12 protein-coding genes are annotated in these 19,836 nt (G+C 42.6%); 2 read left to right on the forward strand and 10 right to left on the reverse strand.

Translation table 11 applies throughout. The annotated features are described in order from the left end of the window. Positions 1–8 precede the first annotated feature (8 nt). From W03_RS07325 to W03_RS07350, 6 genes are all read right to left on the reverse strand, one after another. Entirely contained in the window at positions 9–1,028 is a 1,020-nt protein-coding gene (locus tag W03_RS07325; protein ID WP_244072351.1) for a 2-hydroxyacid dehydrogenase, read from the reverse strand. 87 nt (positions 1,029–1,115) lie between these two features. Further along, positions 1,116–2,489 carry a cytochrome c gene (locus tag W03_RS07330; RefSeq protein WP_244072352.1) on the reverse strand — a complete coding sequence of 458 codons (1,374 nt, stop codon included), beginning with the start codon at positions 2,487–2,489 and terminating at the stop codon, positions 1,116–1,118. A 2-nt stretch (positions 2,490–2,491) separates the two neighbouring features. After that, positions 2,492–3,079 carry an SCO family protein gene (locus W03_RS07335; protein ID WP_244072353.1) on the reverse strand — a complete coding sequence of 196 codons (588 nt, stop codon included), beginning with the start codon at positions 3,077–3,079 and terminating at the stop codon, positions 2,492–2,494. Next, the gene (locus W03_RS07340; protein WP_244072354.1) at positions 3,076–3,669 is read right to left on the reverse strand and encodes an SCO family protein; all 594 of its coding nucleotides are present in this window, start codon (positions 3,667–3,669) and stop codon (positions 3,076–3,078) included. Before W03_RS07340 ends, W03_RS07335 begins: the two co-directional genes overlap by 4 nt. After that, positions 3,669–5,564: a YncE family protein gene (locus W03_RS07345; RefSeq protein ID WP_244072355.1), complete on the reverse strand. Its 1,896-nt coding sequence runs from the start codon at positions 5,562–5,564 to the stop codon at positions 3,669–3,671. The genes W03_RS07340 and W03_RS07345 overlap by 1 nt, the downstream gene beginning before the upstream one ends. After that, complete coding sequence (locus W03_RS07350; RefSeq protein ID WP_244072356.1) at positions 5,561–12,973, reverse strand: hypothetical protein; 7,413 nt, start codon at positions 12,971–12,973, stop codon at positions 5,561–5,563. The genes W03_RS07345 and W03_RS07350 overlap by 4 nt, the downstream gene beginning before the upstream one ends. Positions 12,974–13,299: 326 nt before the next feature. On the opposite strand from W03_RS07350, the gene W03_RS07355 reads away from it, so the two are divergent. Beyond that, on the forward strand, positions 13,300–14,580 hold the full coding sequence (locus W03_RS07355) for an OFA family MFS transporter (RefSeq protein WP_244072357.1): 1,281 nt from the start codon (positions 13,300–13,302) through the stop codon (positions 14,578–14,580). A gap of 95 nt (positions 14,581–14,675) precedes the next feature. Here W03_RS07355 and ppx read toward each other — a convergent pair whose 3' ends face one another. The 4 genes from ppx to surE all read right to left on the reverse strand — a co-directional run bounded on the left by ppx (position 14,676) and on the right by surE (position 18,853). Further along, the gene (ppx, locus tag W03_RS07360) at positions 14,676–16,169 is read right to left on the reverse strand and encodes an exopolyphosphatase (protein ID WP_244072358.1); all 1,494 of its coding nucleotides are present in this window, start codon (positions 16,167–16,169) and stop codon (positions 14,676–14,678) included. A gap of 94 nt (positions 16,170–16,263) precedes the next feature. After that, a complete protein-coding gene (locus tag W03_RS07365) occupies positions 16,264–17,373 on the reverse strand; it encodes a peptidoglycan DD-metalloendopeptidase family protein (RefSeq protein ID WP_244072359.1) in 1,110 nt (369 codons plus the stop codon). 20 nt (positions 17,374–17,393) lie between these two features. Further along, the gene (locus W03_RS07370; protein ID WP_244072360.1) at positions 17,394–18,056 is read right to left on the reverse strand and encodes a protein-L-isoaspartate(D-aspartate) O-methyltransferase; all 663 of its coding nucleotides are present in this window, start codon (positions 18,054–18,056) and stop codon (positions 17,394–17,396) included. Positions 18,057–18,103: 47 nt separating this feature from the next. Further along, entirely contained in the window at positions 18,104–18,853 is a 750-nt protein-coding gene (surE, locus tag W03_RS07375; RefSeq protein WP_244072361.1) for a 5'/3'-nucleotidase SurE, read from the reverse strand. A gap of 225 nt (positions 18,854–19,078) precedes the next feature. Here surE and W03_RS07380 point away from each other — a divergent pair, with 225 nt between their 5' ends. Beyond that, complete coding sequence (locus W03_RS07380; RefSeq protein ID WP_244072362.1) at positions 19,079–19,738, forward strand: hypothetical protein; 660 nt, start codon at positions 19,079–19,081, stop codon at positions 19,736–19,738. Positions 19,739–19,836: the final 98 nt, after the last annotated feature.

Genomic DNA, 19,836 nt, shown 5'->3' on the forward strand with positions numbered 1-19,836 from the left:
GAATTTTTTTATTTTTTCCGAGCTGTCTGTATGAATTGGTCAGAAACCTTATTGAGACAATGTTTGCCTTGCTCAAGGTCCGTAAGATTCGATAGTGTTGTCATTGCAATATTTTCTAAAGCGGTGATGGTAAAAAAAGCTTGATGTCCAGTGATCAGAACATTTGGAAATGTTAATAACCGCGCAAAAATATCATCCTCTAGAATTTTGTCTGAAACATCTTCAAAAAATAAGTCGCCTTCTTCTTCATACACATCAAGCCCCAAGTATCCAATTTTTCCGGACTTCAAATGCTTTATTACCGCTACAGTATCAATAAGCGCACCTCTGCTCGTATTAATCAGCATAACGTTTGGTTTCATACACGCCAATCTCTTGTCATCAATTAAATGATAGGTTTCGGGTGTCAGCGGGCAGTGCAAACTAATAACATCGGATTGTTTCAGGAGACTCTCTAAATCGGCATATTTAACGCCGTATGTCGCACACCGCTCATTGGGGTAAGGATCATAAGCGAGCACCGTGCAACCAAAACCAGACATGATTTTACAAAAAACCGAGCCAATTTTCCCCGTGCCAATGACTCCAATTGTTTTGGCATTCAGATTAAAACCCAGCAAACCTTCTAGTAGGAAATTATTCTCTCTTACCCGATTATATGCGCGATAAATTTTCCTATTTAAGCCCAGTATCAACGCAACGGCATGTTCTGCCACACCATGTGGCGAATATTCCGGAACTCGAACCACCGTAATATTCAGTGAAGCAGCAATACCCAGGTCTACATTATTAAAGCCAGCGCAACGAAGCGCAATGATGGCTATTCCCAAATCCGATAATTTTCTAAGGCAACTCTCGTCGATCTCATCATTCACAAAAACACAAACTGCTTTGAATCCTTTTGCCAGCGGCGCTATCGCCGTATTCAGGTGCGCATCGAAATAAGTCAACTCATGATTAAATTCGCTATTGGCTTGATCCAAGTATTTTCGGTCATAAGACTTAGCTCCAAATACTGCAACCTTCATTGATGTAATACCTCCCTATCATCTTGCCTTAAAGCCGCAAGGTCATTTTTTAAGTATGCTTGTCTTCGAGAAGAATGATCTCAACTATTATTGCAAGTATTTTATACCCTTATAAATAAATACTTGATTAGACAACAAATCAAGACCAGGCTTGTCATATAAAAAAAAATCATTTTCCCATTGCAAAATTTCTGGCAATTTATTGCGACTGATAGATTTTTCACCAACCAATGATAAAAACTTACAAACCGCACCTGCCCAAACATCAATCGGTGTCCGCCACACACTACTTCCAGCAATTTTAGGATTATATGGATAGGCTATATATTTTTTTTGCAGAGAGTCCCCTTGGAAGTTGCCAATTGCCAGACTTGGTTTGATAAATATCGCTGGTATAAGCGCTAATTCATCCTTTAGTGAGTTCTGGTTAATTTGATCAGTATCAAACTGCTTTAGCCATAAAATGGCAATTTTATTTTTCTGATAGATCGCCTCTGAATTATTAATTATCTCTAGCATCCCATAAGTACTAGCCATTTTAGCAGCAACAGCAGCAAGCTTTGTACTAAGGGAATTTTTCGGTTCAGAATAAATACGTAATTGCATATAGCCTTCTGCTTTAGCAGATTTTAACAAAGCCAGTATTTGAGACTCAAGACCTGGGAAGGGAAACACCCAGTTACTTTCATCGGGTGGATTTAACACCGAGAATGGTAGAACTGTCGGTACGTTATTGTGTTGCATTGCTTCGACATATTGTTGCTCCCAACCTAGTAAGAAAGGTGCGAGAACCAATGCATTCATATTTTTTGACAAACGGTTATTCAACTTAATCATTGCATCTTCCGGCGTATCGAAATAAAGCATATCGATGGCCGTAATTGGAGAACCATTTTCTGTTGTAGGACAATTTTTAAGCTTTGAATCCAATGCATCGGCGAGTGTATTCTGTCCTGATTTTGGAAGCAGACCCAAAATAATCAACCGGTTTTGTTCTGTATGTTCTGGTTGATCAATAGTACCAAGATAAACGATTAAGCCATTTATTTCGTCGTCTGCCAAATCAAAACGAGGCATTATCGGATCCAATCTTCTGTCAGTAGCTGTTAAACCCGTTCGCAGTACTTTAGAAAAACTTGATTGATCGTAGGACATGCTGGAAGCAGCTATACGTCTTGCTGGATAGGGTTTGCTCAGATTCAACCAACGAATATCAGGCGCCTGAACAAATGCTTCTCCACCACCGCGCGCATCGCTTCCATGACAACCGATACACGCAATTGCAGCACCTTTCAAGGAAATACTTTTATGTATCACTGCACCTATTTCTCTACCGTCTCGTCCGATCCCTTTTTCATAAATTGAACGCCCCAGATCTACCGGATCGGTTGCCAATGCAAGATTGATATCACTAATTAAGTAGAAACCAAGCAAAAGCGTAACAGTGTGTAGCCACGGCACTTTTACTCCCCAGCCAAACGAAGTAAATCAGCCACGATACGCTCAGGTGGCGAATCCGGTCGCAATTTAATCCAGTGGGCGTTACGTGCGTGGCCAGCAATTAACATAGTACTATGATTGCTTGGATTGCCAGTCCACTGATTGAGGCGACTCAAAATTTTTGTCATGGTTACTTCATCCGCTGTGAGAAACCACCATCCAGGAATATTTGCTTGTTGCTTCTCCGCAAAAGCCTTTAATGCTACTGGACTATCCCGTTTGGGATCCACAGATAACGACAAGAAAGCAATCTGAGTACCGAAATGCTTTCCCAATTGCCTACGAACAACTTGCATTTTTTGTGTTTGTATTGGGCAGGCATCTCGGCAATTCGTAAAAATGACATTGATCAATACCACATGATGGCTCAGTAAATCGCTGACAAATCGATGTGACGCGCCATGCTGGTCAATTAAAAGATCATCGCCAAAATAAGTACGCGCACGTTCCAATCGATTCTCCGTCTGCGCATCAACAGTCGAGGCTTGAATGGTTGTCGATACCAGATCAATCAATCCCAACAGCATTGATAGCGTTATTATTTTCATCATTTCCCCAAATTATCTTTAGCAAGTATATTAATTGCTTCAATGATATTTTCCGGCAATGGAATACCAATCCAGCGTAACCAATTATCAGTATCAACATTACCGACCAGAATAATTGGTGGATGATCTTCGGGACGTCCGGTTGGCATCCCAAACGCTTTCAATAGCTGATTAACTTCGGATGGTCTTCCGGTCAACCAATACCAATATTGCCCCGCATTAAATTTCTTCGCGTATGCGCGTAATTTATCCGGCGTATCCTTCGCGGGATCGACAGAAATAGAAACCAAAATAACGCCTTTCCCCAATTGATCCTGCAATTGCTTTTCAATAGCTTGCATAGTGGCACTGAGTACCGGGCAAATCGTCACGCAGGAAGTAAAAACAAAATTCACAAGTGCAACTTGACTTTGTAACAAATCCAGAAACCGATGTTCTTGATTCTGATCATCCAAAACGATAATGTTAGGCAAAACAAGATGCGTTCGATGTGCGGTGTTTATTTTTTCTGGTTTTTTTGAGTTCTCGGATGGCTGCGCCCATAGCGTAGTTGCTATCAAGGCAATCAAGATAACGCTAAGCTTTGCAAACATTAATTCCCCGAAATGTTTTTTGATTTTTCTACGAGTACGGTGGAGAAAGTGGATTTTAATGGTCTATTTCCTTCAATATGAACGTAATAACCGCCACTCTGCGTAAGTCTCCCACTGGTAAACCACTCTCCCGGCTTTTCAGGGTCGGGTTGCATTGACCAGACTGTGGAGATTCCACCTTGCGCAGAAACAATCCGTAATTTCAATTGATCGACAAGCAATACCGCATCAGCAGTTGGTTTTTTAACTTTGACGCGGAAACTCACCGGCAAATCAGTGCTCGTTTTTTGCACACTGTCACTGAGCCAGTATACGGCTGTGGCATCATCGCCACCCGCGATTGTAGTCGTATCAACCTTTAATCCTAAGCACTCTCGCAATACCGGTGCTTCACTCGCCAAAGCCAATACCATACGCCCCGCAGAAGGCAAGCGAATTACCGTTGAATATTGCCCAGGCTTTAGTTCGCGTAATCCACGCTGCACTACCATCACTGACATGGGTGTATGCCCAAATGTCTTTAATCCGGAATTGGGTGCATTCATACCTTCCATATAGTGATAAAGTGTGCGCTCAGAAGGTGTTGCGAAAAAGGCACCAGAACGACCCAATGTCAGCGACATACTGGAAGCGCGAGGAAGATTCTGCGTTTCCGACAATGCATCTGCACCTGTAGGTATCAACTTCACAATCGGTTGCTGACTATCAAGGCTACTGAGCGACAACAATCCAATTTGCTCACTTTGCAATGTCCGAATATATGCATATTGCTCAGAAAACAAAATATCGTATGGCTGCCCAGAAAGCGTAATGCGGTGTCTTTCCTTACCGGTTTCGATATCAAGCACATGAATCCAGTGCTGACTGGGGTTGACTGTCAATACATAGCGCATATCTGGCGTTAATTTGATCGGCCCCAAACCAGGTTCCAATACCAGGTCATCGATTGGATTTCCCCGCGCATCAAAGCGATGAATTCGCCCAGCCTTAGCATTGATAATCCACAGCAATGACTGCTTGTCTACAAAAAGTAATCCAAGTGGCTCAAAACCCAGATCAACTTCACGTATCGTTTTTAAGGAGACTGCATCGACGATGGTCATCGACTTGCTTTGTCGGTTGCTGATAAAGGCATATTGGCCATTATCAGAAAAAACAATTTCGTGATAGCCGGAAGGTAAGGGAATTCGCGCTATGGATTTATCATTCACTGTATCGATAATTTCCACCGCATTTTCCTGCGCACTTGCTCCGGTCAAACCAACCCACAACAAACGCTCATCGGGTTGCAATGCCAAGCGTGTAGGTTGACCGGGAAGAACCAAATGATTCAGTACGCTCAGCGTCTGCAAGTCGGCGATCGCCAGCTTCTTTTCATTGGGCAATGCCACGAATAACCGCATATCATCACTGGTTTTGATCCAATCGAATCCTTTTCCGTCCAGCTTCATTGCGCTATACAAACTGCTACGTCCGCTAAAGCTGACCGACGGGTCCAATACTGATACGCTGGATTCAGCGTCCAGGCTCAGCACATAGTAACCGGTCAGATCCAACAACGGTCTTTCGATCAGGTTACCGCTGAGATAACGCGCCACTCTTTGCCTGCAAACGGGTACAGCGCCGGATATTGCATCGGTTTCGCGATCCAACCAAGCGCCAATACGCCAATTGCTCAGCGGTTGATCATCTGCAAGGCGTTTACCATCAAGCGATAATCTTACCCATTGGCCCGCTTGTGGTACCGCTGGAGCAACCTCCTCAAGCGCCTCGATACGAACATTTAGTTGTATGCCCTCTCGCTCAACTGTCCGGTCAACGTAACGTGGCAAATCTGCCTGTGCAGTTGCCATCGAGAGCAATTGCATCAGGCAAATCAAAATCAAACGTTTCATGGCGACACTGTATTAGCGGCTACAACATGGCAATTGGTTCTTAGCGTTTCAGGACCGAATCCGCCATACCCGGCTTTTTCTGGAGCATCTTCGACTCGGATTAATGCCCATAAGCCATTGGTAATACCAAAACCACCATGATCGCGCCAGAGATAGTCTCCTGTTACACCATACTTGCCACCCGCTCTTGGAAAGATCAGATCAAAATGCGCCATTGGCGTCAAACTTTCCTGACCACCTAAGTGCATGGCTAGCGCATTCTCACCGATACACTTGGATGGCGTACCCCAGCCCGGATGGAACTTCCATTCGCCGTCATAGAATCCGTATTGATTACCGCCTCTAGGGTATCCTTCAGGATGGACAAATTCTGCCAGGTAGGGATCGCGCATCCAACTATGACCATGCAATTCCACCGTTGAACCACGTCCCGTGCCTGTCGGCATCAAAGCACGAATGCGCATCTCCTGACCGGCATAGGCTTTCATGATCGGTACATAGGGTTCATTAACTGGTTTGTCGGCACTGATGACTGTACCGATTCTAGCGCCCATACGAAAGACACCATCTTCTGCGATATGCGCCGTCACAACTTTTTCTCCATTGCTACAGCAAGTATTGCTGAACGCTTGCCAGGCGCTATCAGCCCCACCAAATCCAGCCTTTCCGAATGGCGCATCGGGCGGTAATCCAAAGCGGAACCACAGCGGTTCTGCGCCGTAATTAATCGCCATATGGCCGGAATCATGCGCGTCCTCGGGAGCCGTCTGTGCTGGATTCTCACCGGCTTTCTCTTTCTCGGCCGCTAAATTCGCGATCGCAGATCCATCTTTATAACGTAAATTTAGTCCCTTCTGATGCACCATCACTAGATCGCGGAATTTACGTTTCTCTTTTTCTGTTGCGGTTCGATATGCCACATCAGCCATGGTTCTGGTATAGCGCAGATTAACCCTCCCGACATCCAGATGTTGTTGGCGATCAAAAACCTGATCTGTTTTCTCTGCCCATGTGGCGCCTTCCGGTTCTATCACCAGCGCGCCAATCGCTCCTTTTTGACCTTGTTTGATGCGATCAGGTGGAGTTAGGTTGACGCCACCGTATTCAATCGGAACGAAATGCGCCATTTGCTCAGGCTTGCAATCTTTTGGTACAGGAATTCCATTTTTTGCAATGTGTATCAGCCTAACATTTCTATCATTTCTTCCATCTTCATTTGAATTCTTTTGCTGGAATTTCACAATAGTTGTTGGGCGACCTCTACACTCGGCCAAGCTATTCATGGCATGTAATATTTTCACTCGATCAAACAAAATAAGATCTTTATCTTTAAGCTTCTCAAGCTGCAGTTCTTTGAGGACATTACCAACGCAATCTTTTTTTACCTCTCCCAATCCAAGTTCATATTTTGCAAACAATATACTTCTCATGAACTTGGCTAATATCCAATTGCGGAACAAATCCCATTGATCTCGTATCCCACCTGTCAAGTCGTGCACTCGGTTATATTCATCTGTTCCTGCTTGACGCCATAATTTATACAATCTCCAAATAGAGTCTTTTGTATATTCTGTTTCTATATTCTTTTGAAAAAAACTGGCTGCAAAATTTCCGGCAATCCGGTCATCCATCTGTGTGAGAATATTTTCAATAAACTGACCATAATCATCAAAATTAAGGGATCCGGAAGACAAAGAGCTTATGTACGGATAAGTAAAGCTACTAAGATTTTCAATATCGCTATCAACTACACACGCATTCTGTGGAACTTCTATCTTACCTGCGTACCATGTATACCTTTTAATGTTATCGGGGGCTACCGTACTCTCAGTATTAAATCCTATATTATTACCATCAGATTCTTGTACATCGTAACTGACCATTTGTGGATGCAGGCCAATATGATTGGATGGGCGAATCAGATTATTATTAAATGATGTTAATGAGTTATCAATATATTCTTTCTGATCACAGTTTTCTTTTTCCTTTCTGTGAGTTAAAGATTCTTTTCCTAAATCGGGGCAATTCCGGGGAATAATTCCAGAAACGGAGGTATAGCCATCAAGATCCGGCATATCATTCGGATTTTTCGGCAATCGATTGGTGAGTGTAACCTGGATACAATCACCGGCTGCTGCTCGCAATATTAATGGCTCTAATGGAGCATCTGGTTTTAAATAACCATTCTTCAAATCCTCATCGCGAACAAACATAATTGCAGTTGGGTCATGTAATGGCCCGGCACCATATTTTTTGGTTTCAACGACTCTTCCAAACTCATCCACGATCTCGATGCTGATTTCTGTTGCCCGTGGGTTATAAACTAGCGATCCGCCTTTAATATCTAAGTTCGATGAAAATGGATACGAATCAGATTTTTGTTCAGGGATTTTTACCTTAAGATCATTGTTAAGCACCTTATTCGCTAAAACAGCAGAAATTTGATAAGACCTTATAGGTGCATCCGACGGACAGACATTGTCTAACCTCTCATGCGGATTGTCTTTGTTAAAAACGCCAACGGCTAGGATAGTCGGCACATCATTAACAGGCAATGCGTGCAACAACTGTTTTTTAGGTGGCGTTACATTATAGGTTCGAATTGCGCCCCATACACCACTCCAAAATCCGTCCTGGCTGGCATCAACTGTATACATGCGGTCATTAATGCCAACCGGTGATTCGTAATCAATTATTCCTGCTTGGAAATTGAATTGCTCCGACAAACCTGCGTTTTGTGCGTTACGTCGGCCTGAATGCGGTGATTGACCGTAACCGGAACCTCCCTGCAACCAGGAAAGCCCGTTGATTGAAGCATTATGTTCGTGTTCGTGTGACCCGCCTTGAATTTTAATTTTAATTTGATCGCCAGAGTAAGCCCGAATAAGTGGAGTAAATGGGTCGCCAGGATATCCGCCAGAAGTTAAAGGCTCATATGGCGTATTTCCCAGTTCTGTATTCAATGCTGCTATAGCGCGATCATCTCTGGTTTGCATTGCAAAAGCCAGATCACCCTGCTTACCATCAGCCTGCATTCCTTTTTTACCGTCCGGCCCAAGTTTGTTGGGATCATAAACACGGGCACCGATCGGCTCATTACGATAATTCACCACCATCATACCGACATCGTCGGCTGAAATCGCCTCAGGACATGGGCGAAGCGGTTGTTCTTTGGAATTGTATAAACTTAGATCATTAAAGTTTGTGTCAACATTATAGATCGCTCCAGGCAATACCTCTGATCCTTTACCACCGGGGCAAATCGGTTCAAATGCAAGAATGTCGGGGAATACCGGTTGAGCAGGTTTTCTAACCGAAGGATTGATGGCAAAACGGAAGCTATCGGGTGTTGGTTTTGCTTCTTCTTTAGGATCAAATAACCAACCAACTCCTTTTTTATTGACGCCATAATAAGCGCCCTTTAAGTAAGCATGCTGGAAATCACCGAATTGAAGGAAAAACTCACGGTGCGAATCATCGCCTTTCAAGCTGCAATCACCATCTTTATCAATATCGATACATTTGCCATTTTTATCGATAATAGCCGCTTGCCAGGAAGTTGGGCCACCGTCGGTACGTGTATAAAGCTTTTCACCAGTTTCATTATGCCGCCATTCAGATCCCGGTGGTTCCGTCAACATCGTGGCATAAAGCCCTAATTGTTGGTGCGTAGAAGGTCCTAAGTGATCATGTGTAAAAGTCGTCCCTAATCCTCGATGGATCCCTTGACGATTCACGATTGGATCAGAAAACCAACGTTGCAAAGTCGTGCGTGCCCCCAACCAATCACAAGCACCAGGTATGCCATACTTGACCTGGAATTCGAGCAACCCTTTATCTTCTTTACGCATACATTCATTAAATTTTTGATCATTCTCAGATTTTTCCTTACACAAAGTTTCTGCTTTTCTTGTGGCCTTATCTAAGGTGTCGCGCCATAGTGTCAGGCAATTATTTCTTTGATGGCTAGAGATTTTTTCTCCGTTGAAATAGACGTGAATCTTCGGTTCCAAAAATTCTGGAGAAATTAATTCTCCATTGGCCCCATAATCAGAAGGCGGGATCACTTTATTATTCTTATTAAATTCATTCCATTTATTAATCGCGTCGATACGCTCACGAACCGTATCCGGTGAGAATGTACCATCTTCATAATTCCAACCATTCGCGCTACCGTCCGCCGAAGTCAAATCCCACTTCGGCAAATGAATATGTTGCCCGATGACATCCGTTGGTGTTGTAATTTGATAATCATCGGCGTTAAAAATTGCGGGTATTAGATTCGTGTGCGCATACATAGCACAATCAAAAGTATTCATCCGCAAGACAAGCGGCTCAGGCGCTTTCGGGCGCTTTCCCTTTAATTCACTTTCTGGAAGCATTATATTGAGTAATGGCTCTACATCTTCCCATAACGCCAAAATCCGCTGCTGCGGATAGTGATACCCCAGTTTATTAAAAACCACATCTAACTGTATATTGGCGCCTTTATAAATACGTGGACTATCAGCACCGAACTCGATTCCTCCGGATAGCGATGATTTGACGTTAATGTATTGATTGTTCCCGACATAGGTTCCACCAAAAAACCGGCCATCTTTACCTTTTTCTAAGCGTTTGCCATGATCATCCATACATGGCTCATTGAATGGAGCTCCAGGAATTGGTTCCGCTCCATTGGTAACAAAAACTGAAGGAATAGCCTTGCTTTCTTTCTCTTCACTACCCTCTTTTTTGCTCACTACAATCTTATGTGTGGCATGCTCACGCTCTGCATGATAGGCCATTGCCATTCGCTCAAGTTTTGTACCTTGTTCCGGGTAATAAATTGGCATGGCTTCTTTAATCAACTTTAAAGCAGAGAAACGATCAAATTCCGAATACGACAATCCATTTGCTGAATAACCTGCTAGGGCGTGACGAGGTAACCCTCCATCGCCACCTTCAAGCCCAAGTGTTTTACCGATGAATTCCGGACATTTTTTTTCATTGCACATATCCAGAGGAGGCGTGGTTGGGCGCGAGCCCACTGATACAAATTGATTTTTATCGACTTCCTTTCCATCTTCTGTATAAGTGGCTACACCTGCCATCCAAAATGGATATCCAGGATTGGGAAGTTTAATTCCCGCCGTTTTCTTTTTCTCTGTTTGTTTGTCATCTTCATCATTTTGAGGAATATTCTCAGCATTCTCATCTGGAGGAATATCGACGACCGCAACCGATCCATGTTCCATGCCATCCAGTCTTCCTATGCGAGGTTTAACGCTCACATCAAGCGGCATGGGTGCCATGCCTTTTCCAGGTAATGGAACAATTGCCGGAATCGGAACACCTGCTACAATTTCGCCATCGGGCAATGCGCGAGCAGTTTTTGCTGGTTCACCCGACATTAATTCAAATGGTTTTTTATGATAATGCTTTGTGAGATCAAGCTCAGCAGAGTCTTCGCTGACGGCTAATTTCGTTCCTGCCTCAAACACATCATGATTACGCCACAGATACCACATACCTTGTGCGAAGTGTGGATAGAAATGACAATGGAAAATAGCATCGCCTACGGTTTTATTGCGATTGCCTGATCCACCAAAAGCAATTTCATAGGTATAACCTGAACCTGGCCCTATGCCTTGTGCATCGATATAATTAGAGTTGTCGTCATTGGGGTTGAATAACCATTGATGATTATGTAAATGGAAAATATGTTGTTCTTTACCAGAATGCAAATTACGAAACTTTACGAAATCGCCAATGTAACTATGGTGCACATTTGCGGGATCATGCGGATAATAGGCTTTTGTCGCGAATTGATCGGCTGGTTGTTCGCAAAACTTCCTCCTTTCTGCTTCATAATGAGGGTCCGGTATTTTATTGCCTTCAGGATCATCCGGGTTTTTGACCATTCGAATATATTCAGGTTGGCATTGGCTGATCACGAGATTAGCCGGTTTGTCTACTAACATAGCTGGATCGCCCACTGCGAAAGACGATAAAAAGAATTCCTCGTAAGCACAATCTAGGCAATCGTGCATAGGACCGGCTTTTAGTCGATTGGCTATGATTTCCGCACCAATGCCACCAGAACCATAATTAATCATAAATGCATCCCGAACTCCATGGAGCGTATGCCCTAGCTCAGGATGTTCGAAGAAATATGGAAAAGCTTGCGTTGCGGCATTTTCATCGTGAAAAATCGAGACGAATTCACGGAAAGGTTCCAGGCGATTGGGTAAAGTAGGATTACGCTCCCCGATCTTCTCAAGTGGATAAGTATCATTGGGAAAACTACCATCAGCATTGGGGCCGATAATCATTGCGTTGATATCGCCATGAATAATACGATTATCTTTCTCCCGTACCATATTCAAAATAGGTTTGCCAGCTTTTCCTTCCTGACACCAAACTCCATTGATTGCACAATCATCGGGATAGGTTGCTTCATAATTGACAATAGGATGTCCGTCTGATGTCGTTCCGCTAGTTGCTAGCCGTAACTCTTCTTCTGTTACTTGGGCGCGATAAAAACGCGTTTTTTGGCTGCTCTCTTTACTGCTTGGTTGTACTGTTACCGCACCAAACAATCCAACTCCGCTATTGCCTGAAGTGCCTTCACCGCCAAAAACAGCACCATCGCTGCTAACGAGATAAGCGCCTTCATTTTCCGCACGGAAGCAGTAAGTTCTGGTTTCACCGGGAGCGGGCGAAGCCAAACTGTTTTTATTTTTTCCTACGTAGGAACTGTCATCATCAATACTGGTAACCAGCTCCAGTCCTTGTGGGTGGAAACCGGCATTACGGCTCGCTACCTGATCATCGCTGGTATAGATTTTGTGGAGATCGGAAATGCCCAATGGGTAGCTCGTGTCTGGGTCTATATGCTTGTTGATAGGCGCATGTTCCAGCGGGTGATCAATCTCTTTTAGCGGATCAGGATAATCAAAGGGATTGGCAAAGTTGGGTTGAGAAAATGGAAGATGCTTCAATTTTTTATGCAACAAATTAGTAAAATTCACTTTTAAAAAGCCACCTGCTGCTACACGCAACACTAATGGGCGTGGCCTCAAATCGGGGCGTAAAGCGATATCACGACTCTCATTTCGTTTTTTTACCTGTTCAAATAATTCTTCTTTATCGTAATCAAGTGTTTTCCGGCTTTTTAAATCAATGACATCGTGCCGTAAGGCATACATCATCCAATCAACATTCTGCGCACCCAAGCGATTAAAAATCATCGGATGATCGATTGCCACCACATCGGCTATTAAGGCTGAATCTGGGCAACTTACAGGTCTTGAAGCAATAATAGAGTGAGTATCAGAGATTGGCTTTAGATTTAGAGTCGGTTGAGCGAATGTCGCTCCTGCCGTAATATGAAGTATTAATAACCAAAAATAATTTTTGATTTTCATTTTTCCCTCCAGGTGGTTATTTCTTTAACTAAAGCACCGCATAATTCGACTAAACACCTAAGAATGCCTGTGCCGTTAAAACTGGATATGAACAAATGTTCGTACTAATCGATAAGCATGTCAATCAATAAAAAAACATATTTACTTATTGAGACCTTTGCAAAACCCCACCTCTTAAAATTTAATGTTAATAAAGAAATAATATGAAAATATACCAAAGGACTTTTGCAAAGACCTCTTATCGTATTATGGCTATTCGGATAAAAGCCCAGCAAACACTAGAAACAGCATAATCACGGTATAAAAAACGAATAACAATGAGAATAATGATAAAAAATAAAATGATTGAGCAAAACTTAAAATTATTTGGTGTAGCAGCAGAAAAAAGCAGGTGGTTATTGGTAATTATTGGACTATTAATCAATGTTTGCCTTGGATCTATTTACGCATTCAGTATTTTTAGAAAACCTTTGGAATCATTGTGGGAGATCACTTCAAGTCAGAGCGGTTATCCATTTATGGTTTTCCTGGCCATATTCGCAATTACGATGCCACTGGCAGGAAACCTGATGGCAAAATGGGGACCCAAGAAAACCACGATGCTTGGTGGCTTACTCGTTGGAACAGGGTGGGTTGCTGCAAGCTTTTCTCCAAATATCACCATCCTAACTCTTTTATATGGTGTCATCGGCGGCGCAGGGGTCGGCATTGTTTACGGCTGCCCGATTGCGGTTGTTGCAAAATGGTTTCCACAAAAAAGTGGTTTAGCAATTGGCTTAACGGTTATGGGCTTTGGTGTATCTGCATTGGTAATGGCCCCACTCATGAAAGCAATGATCGATCATCCAGATATTGGAATACTTCAAACATTTCTTTATTTAGGAATCTCACTGGGAATCGTGATCCTGCTCTTAGCGCAGTTATTGAGTTTTCCACCAACCGGATGGATACCCGCAGGAACAAAACTGACTGCAGTAATTGCAACGACCACCACCTCAACCTCGGATCTTAGCAGACAAGAAATGCTCAAGACACGTCATTTCTATGCGTTATGGGCTACTTACACGATCGGTTGCCTGTCTGGATTAATGGCCGTTGGAATAGCATTCCCTATTGGAACAGAAATTACCAAGCTAAATGCAGCCATGGTGGCACTCGCTGTTTCCTTATTTGCGGTATTTAATGGCCTGGGGCGACCACTTTTTGGCGCCATGACCGATAAACTGGGCCCGAAATACACCGCCATTATCTCATTTGCCATGATACTAAGTGTATCTCTACTCGTGTCTTTTTTTGAACAAGGAAGCACGATACTGTACCTATTTACATTCTGCATATTATGGATGTGTTTGGGAGGATGGCTTGCAATAGCTCCCACATCGACCGGAATATTTTTCGGAAAGAAGCATTATGCACAGAATTACGGAGTGGTATTCACTGCATTTGGTGCTGGAGCTATCCTAGGAACGCTGATATCCAGCAATATTAAAGACATTACGGGAAGCTATTTGGGTATGTTTCCGATTCTAGCGGGATTAGCAATCCTTGGGATGATTATTGCTGCTATCGGACTAAGTCCCATAAAGAATAAGTCGATTGAAAAGTAGGCGTGATATCAATATTTGTAGAGGATACCTACCGATGCAATCATATAAAAACAAAGTATTTTTCTCAGAGCAGAGCTGCTTATGAAGAAAATAACTCAATGAACTGATAATCTAATATCAGTGGCTTGCAAGTAATTTTGCTCGGTATTTAAGTCCAATAAAGTAAGTGGATGCTGCTCCAACCAGGCATCAGGAAATATTAAATCGATGCTATCTTTATTGGTATTAACTGCGATCTTTGAAAGATCAAGAGCAGTTCTTCCGCGATGCAATACAACTGCAAGTCGCAATAGTACGCAAAGTTTCATCAATGACGCTTTAGTGGGAGCGACAATCGATTGAAATTCTTCGGTTGGAAATTTACGCCGATGACTTCGAACAAGCATGGCGAGTTTTTTTTGATCTTGTTGAGAAAATCCTGCCAGATCCGAGTTAGCAGTTAAATATGCGCCATGTTTGTGATACTGATAATGTGCAACGGATAGACCGATCTCATGAATCATCGCTCCCCACATTAGAATTTTTAAATCGACCTTTTCATCCAATTGCCAATTCTCTCGTACCTGATCAAACAGTGCTTTAGCCGTACCTTTAACACGATTAGCTTGTTGTATGTCAATATTGTAACGATTAGCAACGGCAGTAATGGTTTTATCACGAATATCTTCGTTATGTGTTCGGCCAATCAAATCGTATAATAATCCCTCGCGTAGCGCTCCATCCGATACATTCATTTTCTCTAAGCCAAATGTTTCAAAAATTGCCAGTAGTATAGCCATACCGCCGGCAAAAACAGGCTTCCTACGCTCGGATAATCCTTCTAGGTTTAGCGCTTCGCTGTCACCAATTGCAATCAAAAGCTCTGTCAAGCGCACTAACGCTGAAGCAGTAATGCCAGAATCGCACCAACCTTGAGATTGAACGACGTCACGAATCGCCAAAATTGTTCCGGAAGATCCCAATGCATAATCCCAACCAACGCTCTTATATAGATTGCCAATCGATTCCAATTCTTGCATTGCAAATAAAGTAGCTTTGCGCATTTTTTTGGATTTGATTTTCCCGTCTTCAAAAAACCGTTGCCCCATATTGACGCATCCCATATGTAAACTCTCAGTTTGGAAGGTGTCATAACCCTGACCGATAATAAGTTCAGTACTCCCACCTCCGATATCAATCACCAATCGTTTACTCGTTTCGTCATATGTACTGTGGGCAACTCCCGAATAAATGAGCCTTGCTTCTTCGCGTCCAGCAATAATTTCAATTGAGTGCCCTAAGGCCTCATGTGCTTGCGATAAAAATAATTCTTTGTTGCGAGCCAATCTCAAGGTGTTTGTTCCAACCGCACGTACATTAGTTGTTGGGATCTCTTTGATACGCTGACCGAATCGCTGCAAGCACTCGAGTCCTTGTTGTATGGATTCTTCCGATAAATCTTTTTTGCTGTTCAGCCCAGAGGCTAGTCGCACCATTTCTTTCATGCGGTCAATAACTTGCAAATTGCCGTCGACAAAGTTGGCGACAACCATATGAAAGCTATTCGAACCTAAGTCTATAGCCGCATAAGATTCTTCTAAAGCTGACATTGTAAAATAGGAGAGATTCAGGAAGTAAGAACGTTACTTCCATGGATGGGAACGATAGAAATCAAACTTATGCTGCATGTCAATACGGGCATCGTTAGGACGGATTCGGTAGGTATGTTAATGGGTCAACGGGCTTACCATTTTTACGAATTTCAAAATGCAATTGCACTGTATCTGAATCCGTATTTCCCATTTCCGCAATCTTCTGTCCTTTGGTTACCGAGTCACCTTCTTTCACCAATATTTTACTGTTGTGCGCATAAGCACTAAGATAGGTATCGTTATGCTTAATGATGATTAAATTTCCATAGCCCCGCAAACCATTACCACTATAAACCACTGCGCCAGATGCCGAAGCTAGAACAGCCTCTCCAAGTTGCCCAGAAATCTTTACACCTTTAGAATTTTTGGAGAAAGTCGAAAGGATTTTTCCATTGGCTGGCCAAATCCAGTCGGCAGACAAATCATGGGAAGTTCTTTCATTCTTTTGAGCTTCCGCGGAAGGCGCTGGCACAATTCGAGTATTTCTCTCGACCGGCGGGGTAGTTAGTTCTGATGTATTATTGGATGATACTGCTGCGGCACTCGATGTAGCAGCCATGGGCATCATTCCCGCTTGTGTATTCGACCGTTTTAACTGTGCCATATTTTGCTCTGAATAAGGCAATTTAATCGCCTTGGGTGTTCTTTTAATATTATCGTGATGAGCAGTAACGCTTGCATTACTAACAGCATTTTCTGGTGGCATGGCTACGCTGGATGACGGCACTGATTCTGGCATGCTCTGAATGGGTTGATCGGTCAAAGCGTATAACGTGGGCTGAGAATCAGGCTTTGGAATGTATAAATTAAGTCTTTGACCGATTTTAAGTGAACGAGGATCAGAAATATTATTCCACTCTGCTAGTTTTTGCACATCAATACCATGAGTCGTACCAATGCTATGCAAGGTGTCGCCCCTTTGCACGATGTGGTATTGGTTAGTTAAATCCCCGATTCTACTCGTTCCAGATTGCACTGCGCTTACTCTTTCTCGATCGACAACAGGTGCAGGCTTTTGTGTAGTACTACATCCAATCAAATAAAAAATAGCCACCCAAAAAGGTAGGTTATGCTTTTTGATGGAAATCAATCCTCCAAATATCTTTAAAGTAGCATCTCGATATTTTTTGTTGATTGTTAGTAGCCCTAAACTATTCGTCATATCGGATATCCTCAGTATCATTACTTTTTAACCACACCTGATAGCAAAGGTACAAAATTCACTTCTTCTAATATTGTTTCAGAATAACCTGTACTAGTACGTTCAATCATGTATAAATTCTGCTTTTGCGTCCCTTTCGGAAAAACCATGCGCCCTCCAATATTCAGTTGCTCCAATAACGAAGACGGGATATGTGTAGCAACTGCTGTCATGATAATACCATCAAATGGAGCTGCTTCTGCGAAACCATGCAAACCATCGGCGTGCCTTAAATGAATATTTTTAATCTGCAGTTCTTGCAAGCGTATGCGCGTTTTAGTCAACAAAGGACCTATGCGTTCAATCGAGTAAACTTTCTCAGCGATACATGCCAGTATTGCTGTTTGGTAACCACAACCGGTACCGATCTCAAGTACCTTACCTAATGGTTCATTAGCGCGCAGCAACTCACTCATGCGCGCTACAGTCCAGGGATTCGATATTGTTTGTCCATAGTTGATTGGCAGTGAAACATCCTCATAGGCTCTGCTTGCCAGAGCTTCTTCCACAAATATATGCCGGGGTAAAGAACCTATCGCTGATAAAACGACCTCATCAGCGATACCTTGTGTACGTAGCCGTTCGACCATTCGCAACCGCGTACGTTGCGACGTCATACCAATTCCAGAATGACGAACACTCACCAATGAACACCCATAAGAATTTTTAAGTTACTGAAATCTATTAACTATTATATCTTGTTATTTAACCAAGTATTGATTCGATCCAATTGATCATAGCGAGTAAGATCAATTTGTAATGGTGTTACAGAAACCATTTTGTTTTCAATAGCATAAAAATCCGTCCCCTTCCCTGCATCTTGAACAGGTCCCGCCGCACCAACCCAATAAACAGACTCCCCACGAGGACTTTTCGTTTTAATGACGGGTTCTGCTTTGTGACGGCGACCTAAGCGCGTCACTTCAATACCTTTAATTTGATCATAATCAACATTGGGAACATTGATGTTCAATAATACCGAACCGGCAATATTATTTCTGCTAAAACGCGTAACCATATCCACTGCAACGCGAGCAGCTGTTGTAAAATTACCATCAGACGCATCTACTAGCGAGATTGCCAATGAAGGAATTCCAAGTAGAAATCCTTCTGTAGCTGCAGCAACGGTTCCAGAGTAGATGGTATCATCGCCCATGTTAGCTCCGTCATTGATTCCTGATACGATCATGTCTGGCATGATGTCAAGCATTCCTGTTACTGCTAAATGCACGCAATCAGTTGGCGTTCCATTGACAAAATAAAAACCTGTATGCGATTTATGGAGATTCAATGGACGATCCAACGTCAAAGAATTACTTGAACCGCTGCGATCTCGTTCAGGTGCCACTACAATAACTTCTGCAATTTTGGCAAGATGTTCCGCAAGACAAATAAGACCGGGTGCAAAATATCCATCATCATTACTAAGTAATATGCGCATTTTATTAATTTAAAGGAGATTGAGAAAATTTTCTATTTTGTTAGTTATAAGGTTTTGATCATTCTTTTGATCTGATCACTGAATATATTGCTTCCTAACTAAAAACAGATGCTTCTTAAGCATTTAACAGCAGATTTGACTGAGTATACAACCTTAACGTATATTTCGAATCGGAAAGAGTATTTGTTTTGCCTATCTATAAACATCAACGAATAAATTCACCATATGAAAAAAATGCACAGAGTCGTCATAGCCTTTATCATGGTCGTGTTTTTCTCAATCGCAGTCGCCTGTACATCAAATACCAAAATGATAGGCTCCTGGACCAATCCTGAAAAGAAAAGAGGCGAGTATCATGACATCGTAATTTTCGGTATTTCAGAAAATATCATCAGCCGAAAAGCCTTTGAAAATCACATTCAAAATGCATTGATCCAGGATGGAATCAAAGCATCCAATTCTTCTGTAGTCATTCCTCAAGGCAAAAAACTCATCGAATTTGAAAAGGAAAAATTCATCAAAACCCTTCAAGCTCAGGGGCATGATGCAGTTTTGACCGTTGCTCTTTTGGATAAAACCACTGAAACCAGATACGTGCCTGGAACTGCAATGTATGCTCCACCCATGGCATATGGCGGATATTATGGTTCTTATTGGGGATATTACAATTATTATAGCCCTATGATGTATGATCCTGGATACTATACCACCGATAAAAATTACTTCTTAGAAGCCAACGTGTACGATGTAGAAACAGACTCTCTGATCTGGTCCGCTCAATCTGAAACTACCAATCCGGATAATCTGGAATCCTTTGCTAAAAGCTTTGCTAGTGTGATTTCAGAACAATTGATCAAGGATGGAATCATTATCAAGAAAAAATAAAAACACTTGGACTAGCTTACAGAATTTACGGTTCCTTTTTCTTTTCGATACCTACGCATCATTCGAGTCCATTATTCGAATCTATTTCACATTCGCTC

Source organism: Nitrosomonas sp. PY1 (genome assembly GCF_022836435.1).
GTDB lineage: Bacteria > Pseudomonadota > Gammaproteobacteria > Burkholderiales > Nitrosomonadaceae > Nitrosomonas.